Origin of the sequence: Tolypothrix sp. VBCCA 56010 (assembly GCF_050875635.1) — a bacterium.
GTDB lineage: Bacteria > Cyanobacteriota > Cyanobacteriia > Cyanobacteriales > Nostocaceae > Hassallia.
On the sequence record NZ_JBPAOH010000093.1, the window covers coordinates 1 to 16,323 of the forward strand.

15 protein-coding genes are annotated in these 16,323 nt (G+C 40.4%); 8 read left to right on the forward strand and 7 right to left on the reverse strand.

Annotated features, from left to right (window positions below; translation table 11 throughout):
• Positions 1-587: 587 nt before the first annotated feature.
• The 5 genes from AABK37_RS26220 to AABK37_RS26240 all read right to left on the reverse strand — a co-directional run bounded on the left by AABK37_RS26220 (position 588) and on the right by AABK37_RS26240 (position 5,419).
• On the reverse strand, positions 588-3,812 hold the full coding sequence (locus tag AABK37_RS26220) for a DUF3987 domain-containing protein (protein ID WP_432554443.1): 3,225 nt from the start codon (positions 3,810-3,812) through the stop codon (positions 588-590).
• Positions 3,813-4,169: 357 nt separating this feature from the next.
• Positions 4,170-4,352 carry a ribbon-helix-helix domain-containing protein gene (locus AABK37_RS26225; protein ID WP_432554444.1) on the reverse strand — a complete coding sequence of 61 codons (183 nt, stop codon included), beginning with the start codon at positions 4,350-4,352 and terminating at the stop codon, positions 4,170-4,172.
• 239 nt (positions 4,353-4,591) lie between these two features.
• On the reverse strand, positions 4,592-4,924 hold the full coding sequence (locus AABK37_RS26230) for a fertility inhibition FinO-like protein (RefSeq protein ID WP_432554445.1): 333 nt from the start codon (positions 4,922-4,924) through the stop codon (positions 4,592-4,594).
• Positions 4,899-5,246 (reverse strand): hypothetical protein, encoded by a 348-nt coding sequence (locus tag AABK37_RS26235; protein ID WP_039744928.1) that lies wholly within the window; start codon positions 5,244-5,246, stop codon positions 4,899-4,901. Before AABK37_RS26235 ends, AABK37_RS26230 begins: the two co-directional genes overlap by 26 nt.
• On the reverse strand, positions 5,243-5,419 hold the full coding sequence (locus AABK37_RS26240; RefSeq protein ID WP_163519351.1) for a ribbon-helix-helix domain-containing protein: 177 nt from the start codon (positions 5,417-5,419) through the stop codon (positions 5,243-5,245). The genes AABK37_RS26235 and AABK37_RS26240 overlap by 4 nt, the downstream gene beginning before the upstream one ends.
• Positions 5,420-5,771: 352 nt before the next feature.
• Between AABK37_RS26240 and AABK37_RS26245 the strand changes: the two genes are divergently transcribed.
• The 8 genes from AABK37_RS26245 (at position 5,772) to AABK37_RS26280 (ending at position 13,530) form a co-directional block, all read left to right on the forward strand.
• Complete coding sequence (locus tag AABK37_RS26245) at positions 5,772-5,984, forward strand: hypothetical protein (RefSeq protein WP_432554446.1); 213 nt, start codon at positions 5,772-5,774, stop codon at positions 5,982-5,984.
• A gap of 327 nt (positions 5,985-6,311) precedes the next feature.
• A complete protein-coding gene (locus AABK37_RS26250) occupies positions 6,312-6,824 on the forward strand; it encodes a hypothetical protein (RefSeq protein ID WP_432554447.1) in 513 nt (170 codons plus the stop codon).
• A 10-nt stretch (positions 6,825-6,834) separates the two neighbouring features.
• Positions 6,835-7,461: a hypothetical protein gene (locus tag AABK37_RS26255; protein WP_432554448.1), complete on the forward strand. Its 627-nt coding sequence runs from the start codon at positions 6,835-6,837 to the stop codon at positions 7,459-7,461.
• 245 nt (positions 7,462-7,706) lie between these two features.
• Positions 7,707-8,366, forward strand: coding sequence for a hypothetical protein (locus tag AABK37_RS26260; RefSeq protein ID WP_432554449.1), 660 nt, complete (start codon positions 7,707-7,709; stop codon positions 8,364-8,366).
• A 70-nt stretch (positions 8,367-8,436) separates the two neighbouring features.
• Positions 8,437-9,009, forward strand: coding sequence for a hypothetical protein (locus AABK37_RS26265; RefSeq protein WP_432554450.1), 573 nt, complete (start codon positions 8,437-8,439; stop codon positions 9,007-9,009).
• The gene (locus AABK37_RS26270) at positions 9,006-10,442 is read left to right on the forward strand and encodes a hypothetical protein (protein ID WP_432554451.1); all 1,437 of its coding nucleotides are present in this window, start codon (positions 9,006-9,008) and stop codon (positions 10,440-10,442) included. Before AABK37_RS26265 ends, AABK37_RS26270 begins: the two co-directional genes overlap by 4 nt.
• A 151-nt stretch (positions 10,443-10,593) precedes the next feature.
• Positions 10,594-11,880 carry a hypothetical protein gene (locus AABK37_RS26275; protein WP_432554452.1) on the forward strand — a complete coding sequence of 429 codons (1,287 nt, stop codon included), beginning with the start codon at positions 10,594-10,596 and terminating at the stop codon, positions 11,878-11,880.
• Positions 11,881-12,264: 384 nt separating this feature from the next.
• Entirely contained in the window at positions 12,265-13,530 is a 1,266-nt protein-coding gene (locus tag AABK37_RS26280) for a DUF7019 family protein (RefSeq protein WP_432554453.1), read from the forward strand.
• A gap of 299 nt (positions 13,531-13,829) precedes the next feature.
• Here AABK37_RS26280 and AABK37_RS26285 read toward each other — a convergent pair whose 3' ends face one another.
• Both AABK37_RS26285 and AABK37_RS26290 read right to left on the reverse strand, forming a co-directional pair.
• Positions 13,830-15,182 (reverse strand): hypothetical protein, encoded by a 1,353-nt coding sequence (locus AABK37_RS26285; RefSeq protein ID WP_432554454.1) that lies wholly within the window; start codon positions 15,180-15,182, stop codon positions 13,830-13,832.
• 124 nt (positions 15,183-15,306) lie between these two features.
• Positions 15,307-15,999, reverse strand: a complete 693-nt coding sequence (locus tag AABK37_RS26290) for a hypothetical protein (RefSeq protein WP_432554455.1) — start codon at positions 15,997-15,999, stop codon at positions 15,307-15,309.
• Between the last annotated feature and the right edge of the window lie 324 nt (positions 16,000-16,323).

The following is a 16,323-nucleotide window of genomic DNA, read 5'->3' on the forward strand; positions in this document are numbered from 1 at the left end:
TTTTCATGATTGCAAATATTTGTTTGTATAACTTATTCTTAACAGCATAAACATTGTTGTTGACCGCAAACGTCTACCAATAGAATTGGTAAAGCAATTCTATTGGTAGACTTCATATCTGGATGCCGAGCCGACTAAGATTCGTGAACCGCGCCAAGGGCAGGGCTGTCCATGCCCCTACGACCGAGCCAGAGATAATAGTACTTGTGGGAAGAGGTCGGCTTATGTAAAACCAGGTGGACAGGAGCCGGTCTGCTACGTTGGTGAAAGTTCCTCTAGGGAGAAATGGTATTACTCAGCCGATACGAGCCACGTAGATTCACGCCCTGGAAGATAAGCATTATCAATCGGTTTAGAAGTTGACAGCCCCAAAATAGCCACACATTGGGGTTGTACGCTTTCAGACTTTGAATAAGTCTTAAAATCTTCCGATAAATCTCCAACACTTTTTAAATCATTTAGGGCGAGATCCAACTATTTCCCGCTCGCGGGAAAAATTTCGAGTGCGATCTGCATTATTAACCGCACTCAAAAATTTCAATTATTCCCCTCCGTTCGCGGAGCGTCTCCTCTGGGAGATGGGAATTTTACCCCCAAGCGGGAGAATCGCTAATCAACGATTCGACTGTAAAATCATCATCGCCATTAATCGGCATCATAGGAGTACCTGGTGCTGAGAAAGTCCAGAATGTTTGACTTTGACTTTTTGTGCCTATCATTTTACATTCACGAATTACTTCAATTTCTTGAGTACCAAGTTTCCGGCGAGTCACTGTGAAAACAATTTTGGATAAAGTCGGCATAACTAATTTTTCAGGAAGCCAAGTTAGATCGTTAAAATTGTTAGTTCCCAGCAGATGAACACTCAGTAAACGACATAAATAACTAATCTGTCGTTGGGGTGCTTTTTCAACAACGGTTATTATTTTTTCCTGGTTCATTTCCGGTAGTTCCGCAAACTCTACCCAATTTTTGCAGTGGAGGATAAGCGCAATTAAATTTTTCAGTTCAGCTTCAGGAATTACCACTTCCTGATTTTCACTTTGTATATTTGATGGCTCCTCAAAAGCAGGTACTTCATCTGTCGATGTATCGTCGGTTAACGGGGCAGAATTTTCAAGTGTCACCGGTGACACTTGGTCTTCTGGTGACACTTCTAACTCATCCACAGTAGGGGTTCCGGGAACTGTCACTGTGTCACCAATATCAGTATTTTCTGATTTGCAGTCAGAGAGAGGGTCATCTGGTTGTGGCGGTTGTGGATCTATATCAGGGTCAGTTTTATCCCCAATCAAAGCGATAAATTTGATAGTACGCCCATTTTTGGCGACCTTGCCCCTGCCCTTGGCTTCGAGCATTCCAAATAGTTCGGCTGTATATGCGGAGACATCACGCCCCATATCCTTAGCGCGGTATTGAATCGCTTTAATATTTCTGTAAGCATCCCTGGTAGTAATTCCATCCGGGTGCTTGGATGCAGCTGCATCCCAAATTTTTAATAGGATTGAGCTTATATCATCATTGTCGGTGGTAGTTTCCTGGATAATGTGGAAGGCACTGCGATAATATTGAGCAAACAAAACAGCCCTTTGAAGCGTGTCTTTTTGGAGTTCCTCAAAGTCGCGGTTTCGGTCGTGGTAACACTCAATGAAATGTAGAGCTAATGCGATTCTTAGTAAATTGGCAGGAAGCTTGTACATCCACGCTCTAATGGCTGGCTGGGAAGTCTCAAACGCCTGTTCTCCTATTTGATTATAAAGATTATCGTAGTACCTATCTGCGGCTCTTGATGGCTTGATTACAGTCTCTGGGAGATTTATCAACCAGTCATATAAAGTTGGAAGCTTATCACTTAGATCACAATAGCCTTTAACCCGTTTGGGCTTTAATGGCTTTGGATTTGCAATCAGCATCCGTGCTGTTAGTCCTTGTGAATCATTGGGATCTTTGAAAATATCTCTATAAATTCCCGGTTGCATCCCACCATTTACAGAAATTGCAGTTTGATCTATGACATAGGAATCTTCCTGGTGTACGCGGTCAACCTGCACACCATCACCATCCCACATCTTCAGTAAACATTCTTTGCCTTCGTTTTCGCCACTTCCAAACTGTCCAAGACTTTTGAACAATCCCCCAATCTCATCTCTTGCCCATAGCTGACCCCTTTTACCAGGCTGCTCAGAAGCACGGCGCATTACTGCCTGAATCGTGGCAACCTCAAAAAGATATTTTTCTTCTACAGGTCTAGTCGGTCTTTCTTCACCCTCCTCAAGTTTTTTTGAAGGGTTTTCAAATTCTTTCATCTCGGCTAAAAACTTACTTCTAGCTCTAGATTGAAGTTTTCTTATTGGTGCGAGTATTACATTATCAGCCCTAGTTTTACCACCCCCTGACTCCATCACAGTCATTGTCCAGGCAATCGCGGGTATCATATGCGATTGCATATCTAATTTTACTTTTTTCCCCACTAGAGACATTACAGCTGCGAAAAGGGGCTGCCACAGCACAATTGGGTCGATGCCCAAAACCTTAGCATCGTGTTCTAGATCATCTGCCATGCTGGGTAATGCTTTTTTAAAATCTAGCTTGGCATTATGCCAGTTAATGAGGCTATTAAGTTTTAGCTCATCCTCTGGCTGTAAAGTATCAATTTTGTTTTTTTGGGAACTTACCAACTTCCAAAAAGCACCTTTACTTAGTTCAGAGTTTGCCCAAACGTCCTCAAGTAATTGTTGCTCCTCATAATCGGTAAAACCAAGATCCAAAATTTCGGTGACACTGGTGACAATAGCTGTAAACCTTGTACTGTGAGGATTAGAAGTGTCACCAAAAGTGTCACTGTCACCGGTGACACTTCTATTTTCATTTGCATTAATAGGTCTTTGTTGATAATCAGTAGAGAATGGATTTACCCAGCCATCCTCCTTTGCCCAGTGCGCTATGCTACCAATATTTATTCCACTCGATTTAAAACTATCCCACTTTTGTTGGCACGAGCCTGGTTTATATTTGGATGATTGTTTGCTCCAGTTGTCCCATTCACTTAACAAAAACTCATCCACCGACTTTAGTGCCATTCCTACTTTCAGCCAAGTATCGTAGTCGTCGGCACGGGACGGGTGAAGCGCATTTAAATACGAAATAGCCCAATTCATATTTGTCCATCGCTCTTGGGAAGTAAAATAATTTTCTCTCAGTGGAGATTGTTGAATTTGTGGTTCCTTTTGCTGTGGTTGGTAATTGAGCATTAATTCAATTACCCACATGGGGCATTGTGTGACCTCAACATCAATAGGCGACCGCACCCAATAATAATTACCGGTTTGAGGATGAACCGAAGGTGGTAATACAGATTGACACCCATTCCACCGAATTTCTAGTTGCTGTTCGTTGCCGTCATCGCCTTTTACCCCGGTTTTGAGCTTGATAGTTTTGATTATCCCCCAGTATTCTTCTGGCACAAGATAAAGTAGCTGCCTGCGTCCTGGCTTGCCAGATGTGAAAATTACTGTGTCCGGTAAGTCTCCGTCGGCGACTTTTTGCAATAGTGCCTCGGCTGCATTTCCATCCACATCGATAGCCAAAATTCCACCAGATATTTCTCCCGTGCGGATACCGTAGCCCTTTGCTCTAGCCGATTTAATTTCGGCGGCGATGGTATCTCGGCTTAATGGCGCTTCTTTTTGCCAGTCTTTTCGGTAAGGGCGCTTATCGCCTTTCACTGGCGTTAATGCCCAGGTTTCAGGAATATTGGTTAATTCGTCGATTAATTGATTTGATAAATTTAAATCATTTTCTGGTAAGAACATGGAAGTAGCCTCCTGAGGGCATTGTGTTTACGTGCGCCCTCCGGAGTTGTGGGTAAGAATGTCAGCTAGCTTTACCTTTTAGAAAAAATTCACGGTTGGCGAAGAATTTGTTCTGTATACTAAATGTATTCCGACATGTCGGACAATCTAGTACGTCCCCAAAACCTCTCTAAATAATTGATTGTGCTTCTGAGAAGATGTACAATTGGTTAATGAGGTCAAACCTCATTGGCAATTACTTGAGAAAAATAAGGGATAGGTTAAGCTAGCCAACTTCATAAATATCATTTGGAGAGAACCTTCCAAGTAACACGCCAAATGAATATTAACTCCGGCTAGGACTGTTTAAGAATAGCATTACGCTTGCGGCATATCTGCAAGCGTTTTGTTATTTTTTGCTAAGTAATTAGAGATTGCTTCTCTGATAATAGTGGCGCGAGGTTTTCTCAGATTGTAGGACAAGTCTGTTATTATCTGAAATTCGTTATCTGTCATTCGGACTGAAACCATGTGCTTTCTTAACTCTTGATTTTCAACCATGAGGTTAATATGTTGGCTTAGTACTACAGTACTTCATTCTGCTGCCGACAAACTAAGTAAAAATAGCTAATTTTATAGAAAATAGCTAATTTGGACGCTGAATTTTATTCAGTCTATTTGAATACTTCCAAAACACGCATACTTGATTTGAAAAAATATTCATCCTTTTACTCTCCTTCTAACTGGTAGTTATTGGGCTTTCTAATAGAACTTTTCCCGCTTGCGGGAAAAATGCACTATCAAGTTGCAGCAACTTTATCTGCTTTTGGCTTTTTCTCGAACACCTGAATATTCGGCTCCAGCAACACAAATCCATTTTCAGTTGCCTCACCCATCTTGCCTGCGATCGCGCCAACCCATTCTGGAAAGTTTGCTTGGGCATCGGTAAGTTTTTTCCAAACTTTGGGCTTAACAGTGATGCTGATAATTCGCCCATCGCAATCAATCTGGAAATGTTGCCAACCATTTTCGACTGCGGTGGCGGTAGGCAGTTCGGTAATTTTAATAGTGATTTCTAACTTGCCTTGGATCATAAATCCTCCTAATTTAATTACTCGGTGGGGTATTCCCATTGCCACCCTGCTGTAGTAAATATTCCCAAATCCGCCTAATCTCAGATCTGAACTCTTGCCGATCAACGGCTGCTTGCTGTCTGTCTTCTGCGGCTTGGGCTGTTAAAATTTCAATATTTGCAGTTGAACGATTAACAGCAATAGTCAGATTATCGACACTATTATTTAGTCTGTTGACGTTCTCGGTTAATTGATTGATGTTCGCCACGACAACATCAATAGTGTCGCTTTGTGCAACTACTGTTTCACCAATGTTGGCAAAGATGTTTTCTAGGCGGCTTAAGCGTTCTTCAATGGTTGGTGGTTGTCCTGCGTTGGTCATGTTGTTTCCTTATTCTCCTGTTTGGACTCTATTGCTTTATCGAGCAACATCGTTATCAAGTTATTAACAGAGCGATGTTCTGACTCTGCCCACTTTTTCAAAACCTCCAATTTGTCTGGGTCTAAATAAATCATTACTTTTGGCTTTTTACTCGGCATTATTAGCAAGTACATATAAGTGCTATCCCTTGCTAGCAATTTTCACCCAAAAATAATTACTTGCATAGGGGTTGACACTTAACTGTACTTGCCTTTACTATCCTAGTATCGGGGAATTGAATACGTCAATACTCCTGACAAAACCATTTGTTCAACGCAATATCTGTTGTGCGATCGCTTTATGTATGCGGTCGTTCTAATGGCGCGTGTCTGAACCATGAAAACTTAATAGCTGACAAGTTAGACCCTGGCAGGTGAGTCTGCGGGGTAACTGGACGGGCAGAAACCCCTCGGTTTCCAACAACCAATTATCCAACATCGGGAGATACGGTTATGCGGTTGTTATTAACTGAGTGAGGTATTATCTATGAATTTCGCAACCCAAGAAGTTCGAGACTTAACAATTTATCAACCATCTAAACAAGAGATTTTATTGAATGCAATCCAACAGGCAATTTCGGAATTATTCGATGCAGTGGAAAGTGCGGAAGACGGTAATGAAGTAGAGAATTACATGCGTGCTGTTAAGCCGTTGACCGACGCTTTGATAGCCTGTGCCCGGATACAAGATGGAGTGTAGAAGTGGGTAACATCTGCAACTGCACGAAAAAGCGATCGCGCATCCTTTCCAAGGCTGGATTTCTTCCAAGGGGTAGCTAAAACGGGGTGGTATTTTGCTCTGTCCAAAGACCCCCGTTAAGGGTATCGCTTTACTGCGACCAGGGTATAGCCGACGAACAGACAAATTTTTATTTTGTCCAAAGCTCAAAATCTAAGGTATTTGATAGTGTCCATAAGAATGGATAGGTCGAATTCCCAAATCCATAAATACTACATAGCCCGATTCTTTAGATTTACGGAAGGCATGTAAATTAATCACACACTTTAGTAAGAATACGAGGTGAAAGTGGCAACAAAAGAATATTTAAGTAAGTATCGACAATTGAAAGAGGCTTATGAACGCATCATTGGCAAGTCAATTGCTGACGTAACTTGGTACAGAGTCGTTGGAAATTTAAAGCGATATTTTGGCTTTGAGGTTGAAGGTTCTAGCGCTTTATTGATTGTTGAAAGTTTTGCTTCTTTAAAGAGACGATATGGAGCTTTTTCTTTCAACAATCCAGACTTTAACGAGCGATGGGCAACGTTTAAGCACTTTTACAATGGAGAAAATATTGAGTACACCTGCAAGCAGTTCCTAATGTTGTTGGCGGAACACTTAAAGATTGATTTGCAAGACGTGCCACGCTCTACTCGCTATTACTGGTTTGAGAGAGCCGGCATTAAATACCAAGCTGATGAATACCGTCGTAGCAAAGATTTGGCATTGGTTGCTTTTGTAGCTACTAATTGGGCTATTGCCAAGCGATCGCAACCCATGAAATCTGCCAATCCAGAAGACAACAAATTAGTAGCATAAGGAGCAAACTATGTCTAACAAGTTTACTAATAACGTTCGCACTCGTTTGTATAAGCAAGGCTATCAGGGATTCACAAAGGAGGAATTTACCGAAGCTGCTTACGCTGCCGAGTGCGACGACCTTGATAATCCGACATCTGAGCAACTAACTCAGGCTGTCAATTACCTAATTGAAAAGCAATCAACTAAACTAGCAGTTCCCGTAACGCTACCAGAACTAGAGACACAGCCACCACTAGATGAGGAAGTTATTGAGGAGTCAGGACTTGCCGCCATTCCACAATCTCAGGTAGGCGAGATGGTTGCAACTAAGGCAACAGAGTTGAAGATGGTGTTGACCGAGAAACAAGTCTTTGATATTGCAAACAGCGTTGATAGTTCTGCCTCAACCTTCGATGAAGTCTTGGAACAGGTTGAGGCGGCGTTATTGAGTTATGCGGACTACTCTGCTAATCAGGTCGATGCTTTGATTGACCGAACGCTTACCAAGGTACAAGAGAGAGTGGTTAACCGCCACGAACAAAGTAGAGACAAACTTGCTCAGGGATTAACGGGTATCAGCGCGGCGCTGGAGGAAAGCCGAACCCAAACTAAAAGCCAACTCTCAGGCATCCTCTCAAGACTCAAAGCGGGTTAATACCACCGAATTAACACTTGCTCAGTGTTTTCTTATTCGTTGGGCAAGGATAAGTTATCTGTCAAGAATTGTGTTTAGTTTGGGCGCGTTCGCAGGGGTAATTTTACCTCTGCATTACTGGGTGTATTTGCCAATTAACCAACAGTCCAGCTACCAGCAATATCTAAAAAGGAGGGAGAGAACTGAGCAGTATGTCAGGCGAATGGAATATCACTGCAACGTAATTTTAACTGAGGATAAGAAGTATGGCTGCAAAAAATTCAATAAAGCTAAAAAATCTCGTAACTTCCAAATCCCGAAATTTAGAAAACCAACTTAAGGGTAAATTCAATGTATCTACTAACCTGGTGGTAAGAGCATTATCGGGTGATAAGTCAGCACTAAAATTAATAGGACAAATGGGTAACGACGGGGCAAGAATAAGTGAGTTTGCCCCACAAGTTAAAGACCAAATGCTGAATGCGATTAAGGGAACTGAAGACTTGAATCAGGTTCTCAGCGATATATACAAACAAGCTGGCGTTAGTGGCGAGAAGATTGAAAGAGCGGTGCAGTCCGCAACTTTAGCCAATACTCATTTAGCTAATGTACTTGAGGAGATGAAAATTGATTTCACAAAAGCTTTGGACTTTGAAGCGCTGCGCCATCAACAAGCAACAGACCATCTAAAACTAAAAGCATGGGTGGAGAACCACATGATGCAAGTTGATGGTGACTATAAGATGTTACAGGCAGAGTTGCAAACAGATATCAGGCAGCGAACTATTGACTTGCAACACGACAGAGAGCTAGGTAAATATTATCTAGAAACAGGCGATAACGCTGTTGATGAATTCAAACCTAAAAAACAATATGCAGGGCGATCCATAATTCAAAAGATTAAGGACACACTGCTAGGTTTCTAAAAGTTAAAGCCCGGAGCGCAAACTTTGAGCGGTCGCGCTCCGGGCTTTGAATCAATAATCGAATATTACTATGACATACGAAATTGACGACGGTCAAGAGGAAGTACTAAGCGAAATTGCATCAGATACGCCATTGCCCAAAGACTTATTAGAACACTTAGAATCACGTAAAAAACAGCGCAAAGATATTATTGATACAACCGAAAAGTTATCTAGATTTTTTGTTGGCTGGTCGTTAAATTCTACGGGATTTTTTCTAGCTAAGTTTTTATTAGTTACTGGCGGCGGCGTTAATTATTGGCTTGCGGTTTCGCTGTGCTTTTCCGTATCTAGTGTTGGTTCTCTTGCGGGGCTGACAGGGTTTCGAGTTAATTACACCAGCGATGGATTAGAAGTGGATAATATGCAGAACATTTTCAAGAGTGCGGCTGGGTTAGTGACTGCTGGGACTGTAACCTGGCTGGCGACTAAAGACTATCAATATTTTGAGACGTTAACCAGGGAGTCGGCAGCGCAAATTAGCCAAGATATTCAAACTATCGAAAGGCAGCATCCGCAGTTAGACCCTTGGTTAAGTATTGGGGTTGTTTCTTTTCTATTAGTGTGCGCTCTGGGGATTATTTTTAAAGGAGGGAGAGATTGAAACGCAATATTATTGAGTTAATTGCCGCAGGTTTTTTCGGTGTGTCCGCGATCGCAGGCTTTGCCGCAACTCAAACCAGGCAGGCTTACGACCTTACACAGATCGAATTCTGCCCAGTGTCAAAAACTCAAAAAGGACAGCTTTACCTTGATAGGACTTATTGCAATCATCCGCGCTACGTCCTAACCGAAGCATGGCGGCGCTATGGGGGATACGACAGTGTTATTCCATATAAAGGTAATGCGATTCAGTGGGTGCGTGACTTGCCCACCGACAATCCCTCACAGCTAACAGCTAACGCCATCGCCGTTATCGGGCTTTGGGGTGTAGCGGGTTGTCTCATTGTTAGATCGCAACGACTTAAACGCAAAGATTATGAATATAGCGAGGCTGAAAAAACGCATGGTTACAACGTTTGGCTGATTGACGCGCATCGTCGGGAGGTGAAGCAACACTCAACTCAGTTAAATACTGAACGCCTCAAGGATGGATTAACAGCATTAGATATGGAGGAACGCAAAACACTGGGACTAACCGATGAAGAAAACGAAAATGCGTCATTACGGATTCAGTTTGAGGACTTTATAAAAGCCCGTGCTGTCAGCCACTCGGCTCAAGACAAGACTATAGCAGAAAACCTTCTTGCTAAGGCGAAAGCTGACAAGGAACGAGCCAAAACAGAGGGTAAAGTTAAGGACGCAATTGCACCGGACGACTGTAATCAATCTGTCGATCAACGACGCGCCAACGACCTGATACAAGCGCTTAAAAACCATGAAGATGGGTATTTATGGAAAATAATTAATTCACTTAAACCACTATGGCTTATTGGCAACCAAGGTTCTGGTAAAACTTACACCGCCACAGCTATTGCATTAATTAGAAAGTATTGCCTTGACGCACCAATTCATCAACTAATTGATAGACACGCCACTGGAGATAATGCGGAGGTATGGAAGTTGTTAGACCCTGCAAGCTTGGCAGAATCATCGGATGAAATTAGCACAGCTTTTGAGGATTGCTGCCAAAGGTGGTTGATCCGGATTAAGCAAAAGCCAACGACTAAACAGCAAGTAATCTGTGATGAATTCACCAATTTAAAATCGCTGTGTGGTGAAAGTGCGATCGCCTTTTTCAAGATGAGCCTAACTGATACCCGCAAAGCTAAAGAATATTTACTTGGCATAACTCATAATGCCACCAATGAATCATTCCCAGACGGTACAGCAAGCGCTAGAAAATCGGGTACTGTATTGCTTGAGAAATTTTCGGCTAATGGTGAAACACCTTTGAAAAGAGTTGTTGTGCGCTATGGGCTAGTAGATGAACAAGGAAATAACCTTGATGATGTTGAAAAAACTTTGCCCGATTGGTTTCACCCAGAGAAGATTTACCAGCACTTCAATGGTAAGCCATTAAGTTTTGATGACTAATCAATGCTTGATAGCACAGCTGCTTCTTGATCATAAAAAACACATTTTCCACAGCAGCACAGCACAGGACAGTAATTCTGCGGGAAATAAAGCCAGGGAACGTACTTGAGCGTTAGCAACAACATTTATTGTATTAAAGTCAGGAGCAACAATGTCAAAAATTCCACCCCAAATAGAAGTTTTAGACGATTCTATCATTATCCAAAATTTAGAAATTAGCCTTTTTGATGCAGTTGATTTCCTTCAACAAATTCCAGAGTCCGAGCGGAAAGCTGCTTGCATTAACGCATTTGAGATTGGTTTCTTCTGCCTTCAGCGCGTTCATCAAAATGATGATGTCGAATTCGTCAAACGAGAGTTTGACTATTTGCTTGCAGAACTAGAAAAAGCAGTAGCATTAATTCCTTCTTCATTAGAGAAAAATTTAGCTAGCAAAATTGGCACTGAGAATGGACAGCTTTTGGCTCCGATGCAAACGCAGATTCATCTGACTAGAGCAGTCATCGCCGAACAATTAGAGGCAGTCAGAAATTTATTTATTTCGGAAATTGATATCTCAAAGGATACATCAACCCTTGGGGGAGTCATAAATAAAATTCAGAATTTATTAGATCCTAATCGTCTAGACTCTGTACAAGGTGTTTTTCTAGAAGCTCTCAAAAATGCAACTATTGAAAGCGGTGTTTTAGCTAAATCCGTGAAGTCCGTTGTTGAGGAGGCAGTTAAGCCCCTAGCTAGCGAAGTAGATAAACTAGCTCAACAAATTAGGGAACAAGAGTTGGTGGAGTCTGTACTAGAACAAACTATTGCTAAAGGCGCGACCTATGAAGAATTAGTCCTAGCAGAATTACAAAAATGGTCAAAGACTTGTGGGGCAGAAATTTCTTATGTTGGTGATGAGAATCGCCCAGGCGACATTTTAATAAAACTTACTTCCAACTCAGTTGTTGGCATAGACCTCACTATAATTCTAGAAGCAAGGAATCGTGAATCCCAACGCTGGGGTCGCACAAAAATATCTCGGCATTTAGAATCTGCGATGGCTAGATACGAAGCTAATTCTGCCATATTTCTGAGCCACAGTCTGAGAGGGCTGGGAAAAGATGTTGGTGAATTTGGGCAGGGAGAATGTCAATATGGATCTTGGGTTGCAACTCATCATGACATGATGAATATAGCTCTCCAATTCTTGATACTCCGGCAACAACTTGCAAGTCAGCAAACTTTCAATTCGCAGATAGATGGTGCTGCTATAGAGGGGATTGTGCAGCAAATTGAGTCATCCTTAAAACATATTACTCAAATTAATACTTATCTAACTGACATGGAAAAAAATACTGAAGGGATTCGAGATCAAGCTAAGGCGTTGCGAAAGGAAATTCGGAGTTCGCTCTCTGAAATTATGGGGGCTATCAGCAAAAACAAATTACAGGGATAAATATTCAGCAGAATCAGTCGGAGCGCGTACATTTTGTCACCAAATTGCTACTTGTACGCGACTTAAAGGAATTGCCCCGACTGGCACAAGATTTACTTCTACTAATTATCGCGCTTGCAATCCCTTGTGATCCATCTTAGGGCTAGTAGTTTCCACCACCCGTCGCCTTGTAACTTACGGTTTTTCGGCAATGCGATTGCATTACAGTAAGCATTCTACAGCTTTGTCTGTAAGAAATTAGCAACTCTTATCAAATAAAACGCTCAAGATGCCTATTATTCCGTGGAATGATAAGTATTCCTTAACTACAATCAAGTAGAGCTAAGTGAGGTTGCTTACAGAACATATACTGTAAGCAAATATGTTTTAATCTAGCTACTCAAAATGGATAAAATCAAAATTCTGTTTTTAGCAGCCGATCCTAGCAATGCAAGTCGATTACGTTTGGGGCAGGAATTACGAGATATCAGAGAAAAGCTGCAACTCTCAAAATATCGGGATAAGTTTGTACTGGAGTCCCGCGAATCAGTACGTCCAGGAGATATAAGCCAAATAATTTTTGACACTGAACCTCAAGTTGTACATTTTTCTGGACATGGAATAAGTACAGGTGAGCTTTGCTTTGAGGATACCTCAGGTAAAGTTCAACCAATCAAGCCGGATGCGTTAGCCGCGTTGTTTGAGTTAGTGGCTGACCAAATTCAATGTGTACTGTTAAATGCTTGTTATTCAAAAGTTCAGGCACAAGCTATTGCTGAACATGTTCCATTTGTTATTGGCATGAGCCAAGCTATCGGAGATCAAGCTGCAATAATTTTTTCTACTGGCTTTTATAAAGCCTTGGGCGCGAAACGATCATTTGGGGAAGCTTATAAGTTTGGTTGCCTAGAAATTAAGCTAAACGGCATTTCTGAGGATTTAACTCCAGTTTTTATATCACAATCAAGCAACCAATATATTAAGAAAAAAGATATATTTAATTTTAGGAAATCACAAAGTGAAAAAAATGATATTTTTCACAAACAAATTGCTCCCAAATACTATGTTTATCTATCTGACACGAAGGTAAATATGCTATTTCCACAACTTATAGGTTCTCTACAGGAAGATAAGATAGACTTTCACAGTATCTCAAGTGATAAATATTCAAAATTAAATAGTATTATTTGTAAACTTAACGACGAAAAGATGATCGGCTCATTAGATGACTCACTCCCGTATGTAGGTATGAAATTGAGAATGAAATGGGGGTATTTAGGTTGGGATGATGATTCACCTATAACTTTTTGGAGTTGTGCTTTTAATGATTATGTTTTTGCTTTGGCAGGTTCAAAGCATCATCTTTTAGGGCAACCAGCAAATGGTAGTGCTAGCTCATGTTCACTTACAGGTGCAATTGTGTATTGGCTACTTAATAAATTTGGTGATCCAATTGACAAAATATATGGAGATTCTCGTAATCAACATATTGATGAGGATGCTATAAATAAGGCTATCGATATTGCCGCTACTACAATGAAGGGGCAGGATAATAACTTTGAATTTGTAGCTAAAGTTCTACGTCGTGATTACCTTAATAAAGAACCTGGAGGTTCAAAATCGAAGCTAATTATTTTAGCAACTCCTTTATATGTATCCTTAGAAGAATAAAAATTGTGGCATTCTAAGTCTTGCAAATATAATTCAGCTAGCAGGAATTCACTTACGGTAGTGTTGCGTAAGCTTGCAGCTTTTTTAATTTCGTCTAGCAGGGAGGGGTTTTTGTCTAGCCTAATATTTATTTGGGGGCGAACAGATTTATCGGACATAAAAATTGTCTACCGATTTGTCTAATAAATAAACAGTACTTTTTTTTGGTGAAGAAACAAAATTTCAGTAAGTGCGATCACCTACTCACTGCAATTCCGTCACATAAGTAGGTGGTTACGAGAATACCTCGTCCCGATACCCTATTTCTCAGCAATTATTGCACCGTAGTAATTTGCTAAGAATTTTTCTTTAAGGTCGTTCCATTCAGAAGGTTGATCGCCCCAAGTCCAATAATTAAATTTCACTTTATCTTCTTCTTCGTTGATGCTTGAAGTAAGGACAATGTAATGACTTGGGAATGGCATCAAACCATGTCCTAGCATTACTGAATCAATTAATATAATTACGTCTCGATTAGAAGTAGAGGTCAATAAACTTTTGGCATCGTCAAGATTTTGAGTTTCCCAAGAATCCTTGATATTACTCCGGTAACCTGTTTTGTCAACAACATTCTTATATAATCCAGTTGCCTCCAACCAACGTTTCATTTCACTTGGGGATGTTATACCGCTAATTTTGTCCATAATGAAGCTGATAATGTTTTCACTGTCTCGCTCTCCCCTAAACTTAATAAAACGGTTTTCTGAATCTCGCAGCGCACTCATCATCATCCAATCTGCGGCTGCTGGATTTTTCTTTTCACCATTATATTCAACTAATTCTTTCCTCGGACGAATCGCTATACCGCCAACTGCACTTGTACCATTATCAAATAGCATAGTGGCATATCTCACTGCTTCTTCTGGGTCTCGTTTAAACCAAATATACAAAAATGCCGCTGGTCCACATGCATTAAGTTGTCCTTGATCTACAAGGCATGGGTATTTGACTAATTTTTCCAATCGTTTACTTACGTCTTCTCGCGCAATCTGCCATTTACCAGGTTTCTTGTTTAAGCGAAATTTATTTACTACTTTAATAGCATTATTCTGCGCGTTTGTTAAATTTTGGCTTCCATTCAGCACTGAATTGCCGCAAATACTAACTTTTTGCCATGTAAAATCATCTTCACCTGTGGCTGACCCTTCTGAGTATTTACAAACTCTCTTACCTTTAATTGTGTTACCATTATTAGAAACATTTCCTGTATATGTAAGCGTGACAGTCCCTCCTAAATCAGTTATGCCTTTCATTTCTATTTGAACCTTATTTCCAGTTACCGAGCCGCTTCTTTGTAATTTGAAACTACCACTTCTGTCATTTGATTTATACGTGTTTTCAATAGTCGCAAATATAAGCTTATTACCTGTTTGTGTAATATTAATTTGAGATTTTTCTGAAGTTTTGACTTCACCACTATAACCAGCAGTACATCCTTCATCATTGAAAGTAAAATGAGAATACACCCCCTTATCCCAACTCCCACTTAAATCTATTTGATTCGATTGAGCAATACTCCTTCCTAACTGAAAAATATTTGTAGTTAAAATCGTCATTACAAAAACGGATGTAGCTACGATAGTAGTTTTGTTCATATCTTTCTTATCTTTCACGTCATACTCCGAGCGAACAATTAATAATTCACAATTAGTGTTGGAAAATTGGGCGGAACGGGTTTTAATTTGCGGTAGATGTGAATGAATTTATTCTCATGACAGTTTTTGAAACGTCGTTTAATTACAATTCATCTACCCAACCATTACCTGTGAGAAATAATGCTGCTTTAACTTCGGCAGGCTTATCTTTTGTTTGCACCATTCTTGCAACGGCAGGTATTAAAGCTTGTACTTGGGAATCAGATGTCCAGCTAGGGAGATTTTTAATCCTGTAAGTATATTTAACCTCAGATACAGTTCTTCCAAAAAAATCTGTCGGTTCAGTAAAATTAACAATTTTATCCAGTTCTACTTCTCCAAAGCAGAAAGCATTTATCTTTTTTGATTTATCGAACGTTTTTAAGTCCTTCTTAAAAAATTTCTCACCATCTTTGGTTAAAGTATATCTAGTAGCTGGAATTGTATCGTTATAAATCGGTCTTTTTATCGCTACTTCACTCTTGGATACTACTCCAACTTTAGTAAGTGCTTTTAGTAGGGGTAATTCCTCTCTTACCCCTAAATCTAAAGGAAAATCTATTGTTCTAGATTGTTCAAATTTATCTATTGACCTTACATTCGTAGTAGTGCAGTTTAAAATTGTATCAGGTAATGTACGAACAATTACTTTTTTAAAATTATCTTCATTGGCAGCTTTCGGGTCATTACAGCCTGTTAGAAAATTGGCTAGTATTGATGTACAAAAAATAGCTTTTACAACTTTCATCTTGTTCATACTGGAATTTATTTTAGTTGTTCTAGGAGTGTTATTCATCTTTTTACTGCCCTTCACGTCGTACCATACTTCAGTCTCTATCCGTGACTAATTGAGATAGCGCTGCTAAAGTCAATCAGTAAAGATGCTGAATCTTGAATTGAAGTTTTGGTATCAAGTTAATTTAACTGCTTGATTTTAAACGCTTTATTGAGCGATGTAGGTAAAGATTACATAAACCTCAACCCGGAAATGTAAATATTACGTCAACACTGACACAGAGACGGGTTGCGTTTCGTTTGTTAATGTGGTAAGGGCGTTCAAACCATCCCCCGAAGCATAGTAAAGCGGTTGCGAGAATACCTCTGATACTGCTGGATGAAA

Coding starts and splice junctions, on each gene's coding strand:
- AABK37_RS26220 (WP_432554443.1), bottom strand. CDS start 3,812: ATGTTCTTACCAGAAAATGATTTAAATTTATCAAATCAATTAATCGAC.
- AABK37_RS26225 (WP_432554444.1), bottom strand. CDS start 4,352: ATGGTTGAAAATCAAGAGTTAAGAAAGCACATGGTTTCAGTCCGAATG.
- AABK37_RS26230 (WP_432554445.1), bottom strand. CDS start 4,924: ATGGGAATACCCCACCGAGTAATTAAATTAGGAGGATTTATGATCCAA.
- AABK37_RS26235 (WP_039744928.1), bottom strand. CDS start 5,246: ATGACCAACGCAGGACAACCACCAACCATTGAAGAACGCTTAAGCCGC.
- AABK37_RS26240 (WP_163519351.1), bottom strand. CDS start 5,419: ATGTACTTGCTAATAATGCCGAGTAAAAAGCCAAAAGTAATGATTTAT.
- AABK37_RS26245 (WP_432554446.1), top strand. CDS start 5,772: ATGAATTTCGCAACCCAAGAAGTTCGAGACTTAACAATTTATCAACCA.
- AABK37_RS26255 (WP_432554448.1), top strand. CDS start 6,835: ATGTCTAACAAGTTTACTAATAACGTTCGCACTCGTTTGTATAAGCAA.
- AABK37_RS26260 (WP_432554449.1), top strand. CDS start 7,707: ATGGCTGCAAAAAATTCAATAAAGCTAAAAAATCTCGTAACTTCCAAA.
- AABK37_RS26265 (WP_432554450.1), top strand. CDS start 8,437: ATGACATACGAAATTGACGACGGTCAAGAGGAAGTACTAAGCGAAATT.
- AABK37_RS26275 (WP_432554452.1), top strand. CDS start 10,594: ATGTCAAAAATTCCACCCCAAATAGAAGTTTTAGACGATTCTATCATT.
- AABK37_RS26280 (WP_432554453.1), top strand. CDS start 12,265: ATGGATAAAATCAAAATTCTGTTTTTAGCAGCCGATCCTAGCAATGCA.
- AABK37_RS26290 (WP_432554455.1), bottom strand. CDS start 15,999: ATGAATAACACTCCTAGAACAACTAAAATAAATTCCAGTATGAACAAG.